Here is a 16,571-nt window from a genome sequence, read left to right as displayed (position 1 = left end):
GTAATTCAAATCTATTGATCGATCTTTCGTCGGAGGGTGGCTCAACGGTTCTTACTATAGATAAAGGCATGGTGGTTTTGTGTTCACCATTTTTATCTATCAAGAAGCAGTCGGCTTGCCCTGCACCGAAGAAATCTGGGGTGAGAGATAGCGAATCCACTTCCACGATATCAGACATATATCCATCGGTTGTCGCTCTATTGGGGAAAGTACCAGGTATTTCTTGAAAGCTGGAATTGTAATTAAAGAAAAGTCCAGGATTTAACGGTATATATGCGTCGTTATCTCCTAATAACGGTAAACCTCTAGTCATCCCAACAAATGTACTATTTCCTGCATAATAGGCTATTTTGGAGTACAAAGTATTTTGATCTGTCTTGTAGTTTAATAAATATTCAATATCGGGTTTGTTAATGATTATTTGCCTAATATAGTAATTTGGAATGCTTGCGATACTTGGTAAAGAGTATTTAATACTAGCATTAATTTTTCTGTTGCCAAGATTAGTTATAAATTTACTTAATTTTTTATCTACTGTATTTTCTGGCATCTGCCAGACTAATTTAGGAATCGGGCGATCACCGCCAACATAAATTTCGTTGCCAACCGAATATAGAATAGCAACGGGGTACTTCTCTTCCTCTTCCTCTTCCGTAATTTCAATCTCCGTATAATTTTTATAGTCCAGGCTTATGGATTGCGCCCCATAAGCCTGAGTTGATCGAACTGGTGTCCCATTTGAGGTACTGGAATTAAAAAGTTTGATTCCACTTATTGTTTCCCCCCCGTTAGGAAAAATAACTCTATATTTTCCAGATTCTGGATGATATTCACCAATTCTTAAAAGTGGTGGTAGGTTATTCTTTCTTTTTTGAGTAAGTTGATATCTCAATTTACTCTGTTCTTGAATTTTTCGCGTTAAATCATCCATATCTATATCTATTGTTATATCACCGCGTTGTAAACAAATGTTCTTCCTGTTGTATCTATGGTTTGAGTAAATACAAAATCTTCAATTCCTGCTAAAATTCCTTGCTGGTTCCCTCGCACTCCAGTCCCTCCACTTATTACCGCGAAATACCTAAAAGTAATCGAACCAGCAGAAGTTGGAGTAAATGTGATTTCAATCGGACCCAAACTCGCTGAGTCAGTTGGGATATTAATTATGGCTGAAGGCGGGTAAAATAATTTCCTGCTAGAGCCATAATAATCAGGAACCTCCTTTCGTACCCAAATATCAAAATCGTCTCGGACATTCAATGTTTCTTCCGTTATTGTGGTTATTCCACTTCCTATACTGTCGATATCAACAATATTTCCAGTCTTATTGATTTGATCGTAGGAGAAGGCATCACAAATTTGAAATGTATCCTCTGAAACATTGATGACTACATGATAAATACTAGTAGAAATATTTCCCGGTACTCCGCCTCCAGTATTTGAGAATTTAATTCTACTGCCGATTACAAAATCATGACCGGGTGCAGTAATGGTATTTGTATCTATATCCACATCTGTCATAACAACAGATGTCCGATCACCTGTTAATAGTAATCCGTACCAATTGGATGCACTTGAGTGAATAGCAGTAAGCGCTCTTTGTTTTTCCAATGTTGTTTTTTGAAACATAAATAGCCTTAAGTATCTTCTTTTATTTTAACCTATTGATAGGCAAATATATCGTAATCATATATATAATAAGTGTAGTTATTTGTTATTGTTTTTCTGTTATTAACTGAAATATTAATTTCATATACAAGGTCATTGTTAATTTGTGTTTCTGTCTCAGGTTCTATGGGTATATTAATAGAGGAAATATCGGTTGCATATATAAAGATGTTATTGATTTCTAATGGATTCATTAAATAAGCGTAATTAGAAAATATTTCTGTTGTTTTTGCGGCGAAATAATTTTCTTGATTTACAGAAATTAAATAATCATAGTTTGATTTAAGTGATTGAATTTGTTGAATAGGAGATATCGGTGTATCTGGAGATATTGGTATTATTTCTCCAATAGTGGGAATACTACCTAAGTAATTGCCAATAAAGCTAAATACCATCCGGTTTTCTTGCAATACAATCGCTGAAGAATCCATGATGAATGCCCCATTATGGATATTAATTGTACTAAATGGAATTGGGTTTTCCAGCCATTCTTCAATTACTGGAGGCATTGTAATTAATCTAGATCGATACCGCTGATGTTGCAATCTACCGATTAAATTAGCCAGCGACTGACATTCAGGATCACTTGTTAATGTATTACAAGATGTCTGGAATTCTTTTTCATAATAAGGATTAAATGCGGAAGCATAAATTTTAACTTCTCCTGTGACATTTATAGTATCAACTGGGTTATCTGGCTCTTTTGTCGGCCATTCTGGAGGAGTTTGTCCAGTTTTTCTGTCCGTTGATTTTAGCAGTAGTTCACCTAAAGCTTGATAGCTAAATGATGTATTTCCGCTAATTCCTCCTGTTGTTGAAACGTTGACAGTTACTTGATTTCTTTTGTAAGTTAATCGTTTGTATTCATATCGCCTACATTTTGGTGCATTAATTGTATTTGATGTAGCACCATTCCAAGATTCAACAGTTTTTTCCTTTACAGCCAACTCATAGCCATCCAAGTATATTGGCACTAAGGAGTTATAGGGTGTGCCTGTATTTTTATCTACAGCAAAAAGAACCGAATTGGTTGTAATCTTACTTCGTAAGATTCCATCATCAGCACCCTGGATGATCGAACCTGGTAGGTTGTTTGAATATTCCTCTCTAATTATTTGTGCATCGTTGATCATGGATAAATTGCCAGGAAAATCATCTGGTAATGCTATTCCCAGTAATCTACTTATTCGTTTTTCATTTTTAGTCAATCTTCCTTTTAGATCGTAAAAATTCGATTCAATGGTTATTTCTGATGTTTTTAGTAGCGAATTATTAGGGTAGGTATCTGGAAATATAGAAGATAGCGCCTCTTGTAATTGTATTTTCCTGCTTCCATTAACGAAAGGATAAATAGTTTCACGTCTTACTAAAACTTTATCTCCATTAAAATCAGTTTCAAATTCTTCGTTTACTACTGGGTCTTTAGAGCCACATATGGCTATTTTTTCACAATTGCCAATAACTCTAAAGATTTCGGCTGGAATCTCTAACCCAGGTTGCCTCTCAAAAATCTCTACTTGAGAGCGGGAACGTTGAAATAAAACTGGTTTCTGCGTATAAGCAGTTGTTCTTACTATTTCAAGAGGATCGCAGTACAGCCAATACCCGCGTTCTCCGCATATCCTTTGGGCTAAAGAAATATAGGATTCATTGAATTTATTTGGCGGAACCTCAAAATATCCTGGAATGCTAATGATAGGGAATAATCCCGCGAGTTGGAGAAGTTTAATTACAACGTCCTGGCAAGAAACAGATCCAGTGACTTGGAAACCTAATCCTTCAAAATCCTTTGGTGGGGATTCAAAATCTCGTAATCCTAGTTGGTCGGTTATCTCAGCTTGACCAGTGTATCTATCCTCGTCGTAAAAATATCTTTTTATACGGCAGGTTGTAATTAATCTGCCATCAATACTGACTCTGATTGGGTGCATTCCAATTGCCCATCTTTGTGGGTTCACTAGATCATCTAGTGATTCAGCCAATAGTTCAGGATTTAGGGATTCATCAAGCACGAAAGACCCTTGCCATGAATACGGTGTAGAGATTTCGACACGAGGTCTTTGCAAAGTAAATTGGCTAACAAGATGGGTGATATCCCAATCTCCTATGGTTAGTTGCCAATTGGGAACAGCAAAATTTAATGGGGTCATAGTGGCATTGAGGTACGAATTAAGTCCATTGCTTGTGAAACTTGATCTATTTCATTATCTTCCCTATAAAAGTTAAATTGATTTTGACTTATGGGCTTTCTTTGTCGTAAATCATCTCGTAATCCCTGTATTTCTCGTGTTAATTGGTTAAAGTTGCCAGAATTTGAAGGTGCTGGTGATGCGGCTCTGATAGTAACTGGGTTCATCAACTCAGCAACTTTTCGGGCTGAAACTACATAGCTGCTGGTTCCTGGAACTACAACTTCGGAAACTCCAGGGATAAACTCACCACCTGGTCCATCACCCACTAAATATGGTTGTCCCGCTGTCATTGGTCCGCCAGTAAATCGTGATGTCGGGGTTGCAGGTGGCACAGCCGATTCTGCTTCTTTAGCAGCTTTTTCAGCAGCCGCTGCGGCTTCCTGTGCTGCCTTCATGGCTTCAGCAAATTTAGCTGCTTCTAAACCAGCAAGTTCCATTGATTGAGATGCTAGTCTTGTCTTATCCGCTACATCCAACTGTGAACGGATAGCTTCTTGATCAGCCGCTAGTCGCTTTTTCTCATTTTCAGCAAGTTCTGGTTGAAGGGCAACTTGTTTTTGAGCATTTTCGACGTTTTGCTTTGTTAGATCAATTGCCTGCTTTGCTAAATCAACGGATTGTTGAGCATTTTTAATTGCTTCCGTATCTTGGGGATTTTCCTTTGCAGTAGCTAATTTCGACTCGGCTGCATTTAAATCCTGTTTCGCCTTATTTTCGGCTATTTTAGCTTCTAGTAAGGCTCTACCAGCGATAATTTGATTCTTCTGAAGTTCTAGCGCTAATGATTGCTGTTGGCGTTTTATTTCAGCCAAAGCTGCTTCTCGCTTTTGTTGAGCAAGTTGATTTTCAATAGCCTGCCTTTGTTGAACTAAGGATAATTCGGTGATAGCTCCATCTACCACTAATTTGTTCAGTGCAGTTTGCAAAATCGCTTTGGCTTCGGGACTTTCACTTTTATCAATTTCCTTACGCAGTGCCAGTGCTTGCTGGAGAATTTGTATTTCTCCTTCAGTTTGTGTCTGCTGAAGGTTTGATAAAGATTTTTGAACAGCAGCACGAGATTCCAGCAATTGCTTACTAGCATCTATCGCTTGGTTGATAGCGTCATAAGCGGCTTTTTCTTTTTCTAAGTCGGAATTAATGCTGGCACTCGCTCTGAATTGAGCGCCTGCTCTTTCCTCAATGGCTTTAATAGCCGCAGCCCTAATTTGCTGTTGCTTATCATACTCATTCTGGAGTAGCTGAAGTTGCAGGTCAGCGGTACGTTGACGACTGGCACGAATTTTCCCTTGCCTGCTTTCCTCATCCTCTGGGTTGGCTGTTTTAGGCAAAGCCAGTAGTTTGGCTAGTCGTTCCTGCTCAATTTTCAAGTCTTCAGCAATACTTTGGCGTTTGGCATTAAGACGTAATTCCTCAGCCTGTTTTTGGCTGATAACGCCTTGGTTGAGTAATTGTTGAATTTGGGTTAACCTACTTGTTTCCGCAGCCTTAACAGCGTCAGAGGCTTTAGACAAAGATGTTTCTAAGTCTTTGATATAAACCCCTTGTAATTTTCGCAGTCCATCGGTGCGAGTTTTAACAATTTCTACCTGTAATTGTTTTTCCTGATCGGTGAGTTGTTTAGCCGTATCACCACTACCTCTGCCTTCTTTCCTTTCCCTAGCCAGGGCTTGCTGGGTATTTTTTAACCTTATCTCTAACTCCTGTTGCTTCAGAGACGTTAAACGACGTTCACCTTCAGACTGAGATACTATTCCTTGATCAATCAAATTTTGAGTTTGCTGCTGTTTGGCTCTGATATCAGCAAGCCGTCTCTCACCCTGATTTTGTTGAACTTTGGTAATTGCTTCAGCCGCAGCTACTTGTTGTTCAAATGAGATTTTGGTGTTTGCACGAACGGCTTCTAATTCCTTGACGGCTTGTTGTGCAGTGATTTGACCCAACTGTCGTCGTTGCTCAGTCAAGGAAATCAGTTCTTTGGCTGATTGATTAGCACGATTGGAATCACCCCCAGCACCTTCAGATAAAACCCTCCGTGCGTTTTCGGCTTTATCCTGCAATTGTTTGTATGTATTACCAAGAGTGTCTAAAGATTTTGCTTGAACTTGGATGTTGGCTATGGAAGTTTTGAACTGTCCATTTTGTCTTTCCAAGCTAGTCAAGTAAGCATCTATAACTGCAATTTGCCCTTTAAGGGCAATTTTGTTTTCTGTCCCAACTACACTGAGTTGTACTAGTTCTTTCCGTTGATTTTTTAAATCAGTAATAACTTGTTGTGCTGATTGCCTTGCTTTGGTTTCAGATGCTACCTGCTCCTTAGTGAGTTGTATCTTGTCTTTATCAGACTGGTTACGTAGATCAAGAGCAGTTTTTTGTTCCTTGATTGATTTTGTGGCTTGTCCAAGTAAAGTCTCGGTTACACCAGCGTAACTTTGTATGGCTTCCTGACTAAGTTGGGCTGTACCAGCTAATTCAGCAAGATTGTTTTGTGCTTGCTCGAACCCTTCGGTAGCGATGTTAGTTAAATTGACTAATCCTTGAATCAACGGCTGCAACGCTTCAACTAAATTAGCCACAACATCAGCAGACACTTTTAGCCCTGTTATAAATGTGTCTGCGAAAATTTCAGCAGATGGGCGTAAATCTTGAATAGTTGGTAACAGAACATCACCAATACGCATGGCCGCATCGCCAACAGCTTGAGCTAAACTCAAAAATTTGAGAATTGCATCTTGGCTGAAATTTTGTAATTCTTCCTGGTTATCTTTTAGGAAGAGATACAACTCCTCCAGCGTGTTTACTAGTGGCTCCAATAATGGTTCACCTGCGGCTTGTGCGGTGATTTCCAATACTTCTTGGATATTACTGGTAATTCCAGAAATGCTTCTAGCTGCTAATTTATTTCCTTCGACAAACGGGTTCAGTCGATTTCTGAGTTCGTCAACCAAAATACCTTGTGCTTTCCAACTTTGAACTTGTTGGTTAGTAATTCCAAGGTTTTTTGCTAAAACAGAATTTGTATCAATTGTACCAGTTAATATAGAAGTGATTTCCTGCCTAGCTTGATTTAGAGGTAGTCCTATGGTTCCCAGCGCGGCGGCAAAATCTGTGGTTAAGTTTGTAGCTGCACCTATGGCATCTGGCAATTCTTTACTTTGGTTGGTTAAACTAGCTGCTTGTGAGGTAAGAATTTGAAAGGTGTCTATAAGTTGATTACTAGTTACACCAACTATATCTAAACTATTTTCCCGAATTTGTTGTACCGCTTGCTTAATAGGTTCGTTTAATGCCTCAATCGCTTGTGTGGGGTCTTTGATTTCTACTCCATCAGATAGTACTTTGTTAGTAGCTACAAGGTTGGCTCTAGCTGCCAAAAGTTGTTGATTTAGTTGTTCATTTTGCCCTATTAGCAGGTCATAAGCTGGTTTTGCTGTGGCTGCTAGGGTTTGAACTGCTTGGACAACGTTATTAAATTTAAAAGCTAAATCGGCTACGCTAAGACCCGCTTTTTGATTTTGCTGTGTGATGTTAGTAGATGCCGATCCAAGTCCATTTAACGCCTGCTGAATTTGTCTGGTTTCACCAACAGTCCGGTCAGCACCAGATGATTGAAAAACTATGGAAACTTTCATTGCTGACCTCTGGTTAAATCTTCTCTAGCCTTCTGTTGCCATTCACGCTGTTGAGCTTTTTCTCGTTTCTGTGGATCAGCATCTTGCATCTGTTTAGCTCTAGCTTGCATGATGTTTAAAAGCTGATCAGCAGGAAGTGTGCCGGCAAATTCTAAAGCCTTTTGCAAATCCCCTGTATGACTCCATAGTGCTGCTAAGATTTCTTCATAATTCGCACCTTTTTGGCTTTTGACATCACTTTGAGCAGAAAAGTTTAGCTCGACTAAAATTCCCTGCCTGTATTTTTCCCCAGTTTTATACGGGAAAAGCATTTGGAGCATCATGCCAAAATCTATCCATTCCAATGAGATGCCAGAAAGTGCCAGGCATTGGTGGCACAGATGTTGAAAATATTTATTCTGGTCATAAAGCGATCGCACCGTCTCTTGTTCAGGTGAGTTGTTTAAAAATTTTTGTAGCAGAGAAAGACGCGATCGCAGTTCATCACGATTTTTTAGCGAACAGCCGTGAATGAGGCGGTATTCTCCAGCTATATCCTGAAATTCTATACAGTCAAATTCTACGTGAGCTATTTCCATGATGATTGTGAATACTAATCATGGATTAGCTGCTTAAGAAGGAATGTGCAAGGCTGAAATTTTACAGTCAGGTTTTAAATGCGATTTAGGGATGGGCAGCGTCATATGGTTTGACAAACGCGACAGATGGATTGGCTAACTAAATCATGTGACTTTGAGTAACCAAACCATGCGCCGCGCTACACAGAGGCGCAGAGAACGCAGAGAGTTATAATATAAGTATCACCAAAATAAACAAATGTGATTTTATGACTAAAATAGAGTTTACCATTCCCATCCATAGCGTCACAGACACTATCAGAAAAGAAGCAGAAAATAAAGCCAAAGAAGCTTATATAATGACGCTACTTAAACACGGAGAAATTAGCAGTGGTAAAGCTAGTCAATTATTAGGAATTGCTCGATTAGATGTGATTGAGTTAATGTCTAAATATGATATATCTCTGTTTGACGATAGTATGAGTTTAGAGGAATTTCAGTCAGAAATCAATCAAGCGAGAATGGGGTTAAAAGCAAATAATTTATGATTATTGTTTCCGATACAACCCCATTAAGTGAACTTGCTAAAATAGGTAAATTAGATTTACTTCACGCTGTTTTTGGTAGAGTCATAATTCCTCAACAAGTCTATGAAGAATTAACTACAGGAAATCATCCTGCTGTTTTAGCTGTAAAATCAGTATCATGGCTGGAAGTTCGTTCTATAAATAATCACGAACTAATTAAAAATTTGCAATTAGAAACAGATTTAGATTTAGGAGAATGTTCTGCGATTATTTTGGCAGAAGAACTAAAAGCCGATCAACTTTTAATGGATGAAAAAGCTGGCAGAAAAGTTGCTATTAGTAGAGGTTTACCAATTATTGGTTTAGTGGGAGTGATAATTTTAGCCAAAGAACAAGGATTAATTGATAGCGTCAAAAATATTTTGGATGATTTAATAATGAAAGGTACAAGAATCAGCCCTAAAATTTATAATTATGCTCTCATCACAGCAGGAGAAATTTAAAAATTTTCAGGTTCTGATAAAATTTAATATTTGATTTCACGCCAAGGAAAAAAGAAATTTACTAATAACATCCTGTCAATCCTGGACATCCTGATTCTGACAAATACAGTAATAGAAAATAAGACAAAAATGCAACCGATGCAACCTAATGAATGCGGACATTATCCCATTCCCCCTTTAGGTGTAGAATTAGGATTATGGCAAGGAAGTTATTTAAATAATCCTGAACAACTTTGGCTGCGCTGGTGGGATTTGGATGGTAATTTATTATTAGTTGGTAAAGAAGAAGCCGAATTACAAAAATTAAGGGCTGAACAAGCAGAACTTAAAGCAGCACAATTAGCAGCACGATTGCGAGAAATGGGTATTAATCCAGATAAAATAGATTAAGAAATATTTCGCGCAAGGGAAAAAAATGCAAAGGGTTATTTTGTCAAGGGATTTACGGGTTAATTGGGTGAGTTTTTTTGCTGATTTCCTCTTAGCTGGAATGGTTTTTGGTCCACCTATTGCTCCTTTTTTGGCTGCGTCTGGTGTGTTTTTGCTTCCAGGTATTGCGGACATCATTTACTTTATGGGTAATCATGTATGTCCGCAACCTACTATGGGTTTGGAGTTATCGCCACCTTTTATTATGGCGGTTTGTATGCGCTGTTATGGTACGGTGACGGGTTTGTTGATAACTCGGATTTTGTATGGTTTAACTAATGGAAAAGGTGTTTTTTGGTTAAGTCAATATGGTTGGAATGGTGCGGCTTTTGCTAGTGTGTTGATGATGGCTTACCCTTTGGAGTTAGCAGCGCAAGTTTTCGGTTTGTGGGATTTTAATAATTATATTGTTACACCTTTTGGTTTGATTACGGGTTTGGCTTGGGGTTTATTTACTATGCCAATTTTTTATTATCAAAAGCATTAATAAGGTGTATTATTTTTAGTTATTTAATACAACAGATATACGGCAGATTGGAGGTAAATGATGTCCAAAACTATGATTTAGATTGCTGACGGGCTAGAGTTTGTCTAGCTAACCACAGTTTACGATCGCGCAATGCTGACATAGCCGCTTCCCATGTAAAAGTAAATGATTGAAATGTTTCTGGTGTAATTCTGTCTTTGTCTAAAGCTTCCACAACTTTTTCAAATTCATCTAATAATTCAATCCGAATTTTTTCTAGCTGGTTAATATTTTGACAGCTTTCAATTGTTCTGATCAATTTAACAATATCTTGGTTATAGTCATCACCCCGATTTTTTTGCATTTTCTCTAATCGCACTTTCAGCTGCCAAAGCCAAGACCCTAATAACAGGATAAATGTTAAAATTAAGCCAAAATAATCAGCATTTTCCTGGATAAAGTTAGGTTTTTCTCGGTCATAGTAAGCAGCAGCGCCTATATGGAGTGGTAAACCAGTTCCACTAATTGTGCTGGGAGGACTAATATTTGCTGCTAAAGGCATCAATTTTGCCAACTCTTGGCGATAATCATACAAAATTGAGGTTATTTGTCGGATAATACCAGCATCAACAGATTTAGAAGCTAAAAAAGTTCTTTGTAAAGTTACTGTCGGTAAATTTATCGCGGGAATGGGGGGATTTCCTTGATAAGCGCCTTTGGGTATAAATGCTGGTTCAAAGGCGGGCTGAGTGATTTTCATAGCCGCACCTTGATCAATAGCCACTAACCTACCATTACTATTCTGCACCAGTTTCTGTATTGATTTATTCCCTGGGGGACGAACCCGAAAAATTGCATCTATTTGCTGGTTGCGAAAGAGAACATCTGCTTCTTGTTCTGACATTGCTGTGTGTGTAAACTCACTGGGTACTAAACGGTAATGTTTTGCTAATTCCCAAAATGAATTATACTGACCACCACCTTGAGGTGGTAAGGCGATTCGTTTACCTTTGAGTCCAGCAACTTGCTGGATACCAGATTTTTCTGTGACTATTAGCTGAAATGCGTCTGAAAACAAATTACAAATGAGTCGGGCTGAGGGTAAGGTGGGAATATCAGCTTGTGCTGTAGCTAGTTGTACTTTGTTTTCTTCTAGAAGTTTAATATTATCTTCGGAACCGTTAGTTTCTATGACTTGAATTTGAATTTTTGGCTCATGTTTAGCTATGACTTGAGCGATCGCTTGACTTAATATATAACTTTCACTTTGTTTTGATCCTGCCGCAATTGTCAAGCGATGCACTTGATTGATGTCGATAATTATATGTATTGCTAAAAATCCCATGAAGCCCAAGCTTAACAGTAGGGGAATTAGCAATATCGGGTTGGAGAGAAAATTGTATCGACTCAAAAATTTACTCGGCCATAGGTTACGAGTCATACCAATTTTTAATTTGGGATTGGAGTTTGATGGGTAAATTGTAGCAATCTTTTGACAAAGAAGTTGAAAATATGGACAAAAATGCTACTTTACACTTCTAAACCAATCTGTAATTCCCTCAGCCAAGGTCTTCGCCATTTTTTTCTGTTCTTGAGGGTTGACTACGTCTTCAAATTCATAAGGGTTACTCATAAATCCTAATTCTAGCAATACCGAAGGTGCAACAGTAGGACGAGTTAAAGCTAAATTATTCCAAAACACTCCATAGGAAGGTTTACGAAGTTTGTTGACTACGTAATTATGTAAAAATACTGCTAGGCTGTGTGATTGAGGATGATACCAAAAAGTCCCGAAGCCTTTAGTTTTTTCGGCATCGCCATCATCAGGTAAGGAGTTATGATGGATAGAAAGAGCGATCGCAGGTTCTTCTCTACTAATAATCTCCTGACGTTCCACTAAAGAAACATCTCGATCATCCTCCCTTGTCATCACCACCTTTGCACCCCGCTGCACCAACTCATCTCGCAGTAACTTAGAGATTATCAAATTTACATCTTTTTCTAAATATCCTGTTGGACCACTGGCACCAGATTCTTTCCCACCATGTCCTGGATCGAGTACAATTTTGATACCAGATAAAGGCAAGCGTTTTCTAGTTTCAATTTTAGGCGCGTGACGCAAAGTCAAAACCAAAGTAGTTTTGTCATATCTGAGCTTATAACCCCACTGTTGGAACTTTTTGAGGTTAAAAGTATATTTAATCTGTGTGGGATTCACCTGTTGCCAATCCAGTCGAGAAATTAAGGGATTATCATCTAGGCGAATGGTATCTGTTTGGGCAATGGTATTGTAGAGAGTGAGAGTGAAAGAGCGATCACCGAAGGTGGGGCTTTGCCCATCGCTCTGTTCTACACTCACAGGTACAGCAACTTGTAATGGGAAAACTATCTCTGTTGCACCTACAACCTGACGATATCCAACACTGCGAATTACTGTTTGTGGAGGAACTGCACCGGGAAGAATTTTGGTTTCTTTGCTATTAATCCAACCCCCATAGTCTAATCGTAACCAATCACCTTCTCTACCTGTCACTGTTGCCCTTGTCCCTTTTGGTAGGGGTGTAAGTCGTGAATAATCTGTACTAGGTCCAGTTCGAGCCACACCTGATGCTGCTGTCACCTCAGTAACTGGCAGTTGTGCAGGTGTGAGAATTTGAACTTTACCCTCACCAAGTTGAGTCACAGTATTACCATTCAATGCCAAACTAAATTGAGGTTGTCCCAAATCGGCAGCATTGGCCACTGTTGTGCAGCCTTGATATTTGCTAGGACTAGAAGCAGTAGGCTGATTTCGCCCCGTCAGTACACCAGAATTAGGAGGTAATTGGACTTGTGACGGTTGGAGTGAAAGGGGAATAGTTTGATTAGCCAGCTTGACGGAGACACTAGCTAGAGGGGGAGCAATAGCCCCAAAACATATCAGTTCGCCCGGTAGTCTAGCAATATCCGCAGCAGGAGTTAGAGAATCTTTAGCAAACCCTAAACTTTTTGGTAATTCTGGCTGAGTAGAAAGCCTTGTGACTTTAATCTCTCGTTCTTGATTTTGGTAGATAACTGTAAACACATTCTCCCCTAACCGCAAGGGGAAACTGGGAGAAAAATGACCAGTTTTACTTCGGCTAATTAGCTTACCATTAATGAGAACTTGCCCATTTGGCGGCGCGGTACCAATAAAAAATATTTTTTCTGTACTGGTTTGGTAGTTTGTTGGGGGAAAAACTACTACAAGAGAGGTTTGTGCTAAAGCCACTGAGGAGGTGAAGAGAAAGTTAAATACTACTAATACTAATAGTTTATTCACGGCAAAAACACAGAAGATTTCACGATAGTAATTGTGGGACAATAACCAGGAATGAATAGAAATTCAAGGATGAAAACAAAGGCAAATAAATCGCATAAAAGCACGTAAATTTGTCGGCGGGGGGTAATTCATCCTTCATACTAGCGTAGTACAGCAGAAATCATTGAGCAGATAAACTTAGCTTCAAAGCTTGTCAGAACAAACTTGTAAAGCTACTGATACATGATAACTGACCACACACACTTGTTTTCAGGCGTAAACACAATTTCTCCCTCAGGAGATGGAATGTATTTTTAGAAGTTGCTAGAAATTGAAAATACTATGACTAAGTTTATCTTTGTAACTGGAGGCGTTGTTTCCAGTATTGGTAAAGGCATTGTAGCAGCAAGTCTGGGACGATTGCTAAAATCGCGGGATTATTCGGTGTCGATTCTCAAACTAGATCCCTATATTAACGTTGATCCAGGGACAATGAGTCCTTTTCAACACGGGGAAGTTTTTGTGACCCAAGATGGTGCAGAAACAGATTTGGATCTGGGACATTACGAGCGCTTTACTGATACTTCAATGTCTCGTCTGAACAGTGTTACTACTGGCTTAATTTATCAGTCAGTTATTAATAAGGAACGCCGAGGAGACTATAATGGCGGCACAGTTCAGGTAATTCCCCATATTACTAATGAGATTAAAGAGCGGATTATTAGAGTTGCTAAAGAAACTAATCCCTCAGCAGTAATTACTGAAATTGGTGGTACTGTAGGTGATATTGAATCACTACCGTTTTTAGAAGCAATTCGTCAATTGCGGAAGGAAGTAGGACGGCGAAATGTTCTATATATGCACGTCACTCTTTTGCCTTGGATTGCGGCAGCGGGAGAAATGAAAACTAAGCCGACTCAGCATTCTGTTAAGGAATTGAGATCAATTGGCATTCAACCAGATATTTTAGTATGTCGGAGCGATCGCCCCATCCCTGTGGGCTTAAAACAAAAGTTGTCAGAGTTTTGCGACGTACCAGTAGAATGCGTGATTACCAGCCCAGATGCCCCCAGTATCTATGAAGTACCAGTAATTTTAGAACGGGAAGGATTAGCAGAGCAAGTCCTAGACTTACTGCAAATGGAACAACGCCAACCCAATTTGACGCAGTGGGAAACTATGGTAGAACGGATGTATAATCCCAAATACAGCGTCGAAATTGCCATTGTTGGTAAATATGTGCGGTTAAGTGATGCTTATCTTTCCGTAGTCGAGTCGTTACGTCATGCGGCTATTGCTACTCACGGTGATTTGCGTTTACGGTGGGTAAACTCGGAAGCTTTGGAAAATGAACCGCCGGAAAATTATCTTTCTGGTGTTGATGGTATTATTGTTCCTGGCGGCTTTGGTAGCCGAGGCATAGATGGGAAAATTGCCGCGATTCAATACGCACGCGATCGCCAAATTCCCTTCTTAGGTTTATGCTTGGGAATGCAATGTTCTGTGATTGAATGGGCGAGAAATGTAGAGGGACTAGTCAATGCAAATAGTGCCGAATTTGATCCCTACACTAACTATCCAGTTATTAACTTGTTGCCTGAACAGCAGGATGTAGTTGATTTAGGCGGAACTATGCGCTTGGGGCTTTATCCTTGTCGTATTCTTCCCAACACTTTGGCATTTGAATTATATCAAGAAGAAGTAATTTATGAACGTCATCGCCATCGTTACGAGTTTAACAATGTTTACCGCAATCCCTTGTTAGAGTCGGGCTATGTCATTAGTGGGACTTCTCCCGACGGACGTTTAGTCGAAATTGTCGAATATCCCCAGCACCCATTCTTTATCGCTTGCCAATTTCATCCCGAATTTCAATCTCGTCCCAGCACCCCTCATCCTTTATTTAAAGGATTTATGTCAGCTGCTATTTCTCTGGCTCATCCTACCCCCACTACACCAACACCTGTGGAAGTTTCTTAGGAATTTCTGATACAAAATACAAAACATAGCAGAACAGGCGTAAAAGTCTGTTTTTATCTGGGTTTTATGCTCAGTTTCTGTCAATACCTTACCTGGCAACAGCTATATGTATTTTGTATCAGCCTTAAAGTCAAACGGCATCAAGTAGAATTTGGCAAAAAAGGCAAAAGCACAAAAAATTTGCAGCCATACTGGGTAAAATTACTTCTAGGAGAAGCAATAATATGTAGTCAGTGTTGAGGAAATTTTGTGGCTTACTGGGTAAAAATACAAGATCAAAGGAAAGAATATGTAATTAACCTTGACCGTATAAATACTTTTTGTTATGAAAAGAACGGTAGACTTACCTTTTGGATACCTAATAGCTCCATTCCTATCGTCATTAACCCCCAAAGCAATGGGGAAGACTATCAGAAGATTTCGGAATATATACAATATATCCAAGGACTGGAATTAGATAGTGCTTATTGGGTAACAATAACTTACGACAGAAAAGAATATATTATTAATCTCAACTGTATTAGTTCTTTTTGTTATGAAGAGAACGGCAGGATAAGTTTTTGGTTGCCGGATGTTACTTTTCCTATTATTATCAACCCCGTAAGTAATCTAGAATCTTATGAAAAGATTAGACAATATCTCAAGGAACATACAGGATATTCTTTGCCTGACTGATTAATGTCTGATTGACCAACAAGGAAAAATATTGTATTGAAATAAGTATATTTGAAAATCTAACACACAAGTAATTAAAATAAATAAACAAAATTTTTTATGAATACATCTCCAACATTACAACAGTTAAAAGTAGAATTGATCACACCAGAGAATTTTCAGCGTTATGGACAGGTGATATTTCCTAGTGGAGAGAGGAAGACTTTTGATGCAGAAGAGGCACATTTAAATTTACAAAATGGCATTCCCCGCTTTTATATTATGCGACTGCACAACAAAGGCCGGAAGTTTCATAAAATTACTCGTCATGAACAATGTACTCAATGTTTGGGTTCTTTGGAAGGTAAGGATTGGTTAATAGCAGTTTGTCCACCTGATCATGATATTAATGAACCTCGATTAGATGAGATTGCTGTTTTCCGCATTCCGGGAGATTGTTTTATTAAGTTAGAGGTAGGAACTTGGCACGCAGGACCATATTTTGACCATGAGTTTGTAGATTTTTATAATTTAGAGTTGAGTGATACCAATGTAGTTGATCATTTCACTCATGATTTTATGAAAAGTCATCAATTAGAGTTTGAGATGGTGTGAAGAAAGCCGTAATTCAATAATTCAGATTCAACAAGTCATATCTATGCCTACGCTTGTGTAAGGGATAA

At 38.8% G+C, this 16,571-nt stretch carries 14 protein-coding genes; 7 read left to right on the top strand and 7 right to left on the bottom strand.

Annotation, left to right across the window (positions count from 1 at the left end; translation table 11 throughout):
* From ANA7108_RS26850 to ANA7108_RS0105440, 5 genes are all read right to left on the bottom strand, one after another.
* Nucleotides 1-931, bottom strand: a 931-nt coding sequence (locus ANA7108_RS26850) for a hypothetical protein (protein ID WP_042490252.1), incomplete at its 3' end; no start/stop codon positions are given.
* Between the two features lie 14 nt (nucleotides 932-945).
* Nucleotides 946-1,629 carry a hypothetical protein gene (locus ANA7108_RS0105455; protein ID WP_016949761.1) on the bottom strand — a complete coding sequence of 228 codons (684 nt, stop codon included), beginning with the start codon at nucleotides 1,627-1,629 and terminating at the stop codon, nucleotides 946-948.
* Between the two features lie 32 nt (nucleotides 1,630-1,661).
* Nucleotides 1,662-3,818, bottom strand: coding sequence for a hypothetical protein (locus tag ANA7108_RS0105450; RefSeq protein ID WP_016949760.1), 2,157 nt, complete (start codon nucleotides 3,816-3,818; stop codon nucleotides 1,662-1,664).
* Complete coding sequence (locus ANA7108_RS0105445) at nucleotides 3,815-7,492, bottom strand: hypothetical protein (RefSeq protein ID WP_016949759.1); 3,678 nt, start codon at nucleotides 7,490-7,492, stop codon at nucleotides 3,815-3,817. Before ANA7108_RS0105445 ends, ANA7108_RS0105450 begins: the two co-directional genes overlap by 4 nt.
* On the bottom strand, nucleotides 7,489-8,070 hold the full coding sequence (locus tag ANA7108_RS0105440) for a hypothetical protein (RefSeq protein ID WP_016949758.1): 582 nt from the start codon (nucleotides 8,068-8,070) through the stop codon (nucleotides 7,489-7,491). Before ANA7108_RS0105440 ends, ANA7108_RS0105445 begins: the two co-directional genes overlap by 4 nt.
* Nucleotides 8,071-8,318: 248 nt before the next feature.
* Here ANA7108_RS0105440 and ANA7108_RS0105435 point away from each other — a divergent pair, with 248 nt between their 5' ends.
* From ANA7108_RS0105435 to ANA7108_RS0105420, 4 genes are all read left to right on the top strand, one after another.
* Nucleotides 8,319-8,597, top strand: a complete 279-nt coding sequence (locus ANA7108_RS0105435) for a UPF0175 family protein (RefSeq protein WP_016949757.1) — start codon at nucleotides 8,319-8,321, stop codon at nucleotides 8,595-8,597.
* Complete coding sequence (locus tag ANA7108_RS0105430) at nucleotides 8,594-9,079, top strand: DUF3368 domain-containing protein (RefSeq protein ID WP_016949756.1); 486 nt, start codon at nucleotides 8,594-8,596, stop codon at nucleotides 9,077-9,079. Before ANA7108_RS0105435 ends, ANA7108_RS0105430 begins: the two co-directional genes overlap by 4 nt.
* A 129-nt stretch (nucleotides 9,080-9,208) precedes the next feature.
* A complete protein-coding gene (locus tag ANA7108_RS0105425; protein WP_016949755.1) occupies nucleotides 9,209-9,469 on the top strand; it encodes a hypothetical protein in 261 nt (86 codons plus the stop codon).
* Between the two features lie 25 nt (nucleotides 9,470-9,494).
* Nucleotides 9,495-9,995, top strand: a complete 501-nt coding sequence (locus tag ANA7108_RS0105420) for a DUF2085 domain-containing protein (RefSeq protein ID WP_016949754.1) — start codon at nucleotides 9,495-9,497, stop codon at nucleotides 9,993-9,995.
* 70 nt (nucleotides 9,996-10,065) lie between these two features.
* Here the strand turns inward: ANA7108_RS0105420 and ANA7108_RS26845 are convergent, their stop codons facing one another.
* Nucleotides 10,066-11,415 (bottom strand): TAXI family TRAP transporter solute-binding subunit, encoded by a 1,350-nt coding sequence (locus ANA7108_RS26845; RefSeq protein WP_084776867.1) that lies wholly within the window; start codon nucleotides 11,413-11,415, stop codon nucleotides 10,066-10,068.
* 84 nt (nucleotides 11,416-11,499) lie between these two features.
* A complete protein-coding gene (locus ANA7108_RS0105410; RefSeq protein WP_026104000.1) occupies nucleotides 11,500-13,275 on the bottom strand; it encodes an N-acetylmuramoyl-L-alanine amidase in 1,776 nt (591 codons plus the stop codon).
* A 321-nt stretch (nucleotides 13,276-13,596) separates the two neighbouring features.
* On the opposite strand from ANA7108_RS0105410, the gene ANA7108_RS0105405 reads away from it, so the two are divergent.
* The 3 genes from ANA7108_RS0105405 (at nucleotide 13,597) to ANA7108_RS0105395 (ending at nucleotide 16,503) form a co-directional block, all read left to right on the top strand.
* The gene (locus tag ANA7108_RS0105405) at nucleotides 13,597-15,234 is read left to right on the top strand and encodes a CTP synthase (RefSeq protein WP_016949751.1); all 1,638 of its coding nucleotides are present in this window, start codon (nucleotides 13,597-13,599) and stop codon (nucleotides 15,232-15,234) included.
* A 249-nt stretch (nucleotides 15,235-15,483) separates the two neighbouring features.
* Nucleotides 15,484-15,909 (top strand): hypothetical protein, encoded by a 426-nt coding sequence (locus ANA7108_RS0105400; protein ID WP_016949750.1) that lies wholly within the window; start codon nucleotides 15,484-15,486, stop codon nucleotides 15,907-15,909.
* Between the two features lie 99 nt (nucleotides 15,910-16,008).
* Nucleotides 16,009-16,503, top strand: a complete 495-nt coding sequence (locus ANA7108_RS0105395; protein WP_016949749.1) for an ureidoglycolate lyase — start codon at nucleotides 16,009-16,011, stop codon at nucleotides 16,501-16,503.
* Nucleotides 16,504-16,571 lie beyond the last annotated feature (68 nt).

The organism is Anabaena sp. PCC 7108, assembly GCF_000332135.1.
Taxonomy (GTDB): Bacteria; Cyanobacteriota; Cyanobacteriia; order Cyanobacteriales; family Nostocaceae; genus Anabaena.
Note: the sequence above shows the minus strand (reverse complement) of the source record. Positions and strands in the feature narration are given on the sequence as shown.

Excerpts from the sequence above, each read along its gene's own strand:
- ANA7108_RS0105455 (WP_016949761.1), bottom strand. The coding sequence starts at position 1,629 with ATGTTTCAAAAAACAACATTGGAAAAACAAAGAGCGCTTACTGCTATT.
- ANA7108_RS0105450 (WP_016949760.1), bottom strand. The coding sequence starts at position 3,818 with ATGACCCCATTAAATTTTGCTGTTCCCAATTGGCAACTAACCATAGGA.
- ANA7108_RS0105445 (WP_016949759.1), bottom strand. The coding sequence starts at position 7,492 with ATGAAAGTTTCCATAGTTTTTCAATCATCTGGTGCTGACCGGACTGTT.
- ANA7108_RS0105440 (WP_016949758.1), bottom strand. The coding sequence starts at position 8,070 with ATGGAAATAGCTCACGTAGAATTTGACTGTATAGAATTTCAGGATATA.
- ANA7108_RS0105435 (WP_016949757.1), top strand. The coding sequence starts at position 8,319 with ATGACTAAAATAGAGTTTACCATTCCCATCCATAGCGTCACAGACACT.
- ANA7108_RS0105430 (WP_016949756.1), top strand. The coding sequence starts at position 8,594 with ATGATTATTGTTTCCGATACAACCCCATTAAGTGAACTTGCTAAAATA.
- ANA7108_RS0105425 (WP_016949755.1), top strand. The coding sequence starts at position 9,209 with ATGCAACCGATGCAACCTAATGAATGCGGACATTATCCCATTCCCCCT.
- ANA7108_RS0105420 (WP_016949754.1), top strand. The coding sequence starts at position 9,495 with ATGCAAAGGGTTATTTTGTCAAGGGATTTACGGGTTAATTGGGTGAGT.
- ANA7108_RS26845 (WP_084776867.1), bottom strand. The coding sequence starts at position 11,415 with ATGACTCGTAACCTATGGCCGAGTAAATTTTTGAGTCGATACAATTTT.
- ANA7108_RS0105405 (WP_016949751.1), top strand. The coding sequence starts at position 13,597 with ATGACTAAGTTTATCTTTGTAACTGGAGGCGTTGTTTCCAGTATTGGT.
- ANA7108_RS0105395 (WP_016949749.1), top strand. The coding sequence starts at position 16,009 with ATGAATACATCTCCAACATTACAACAGTTAAAAGTAGAATTGATCACA.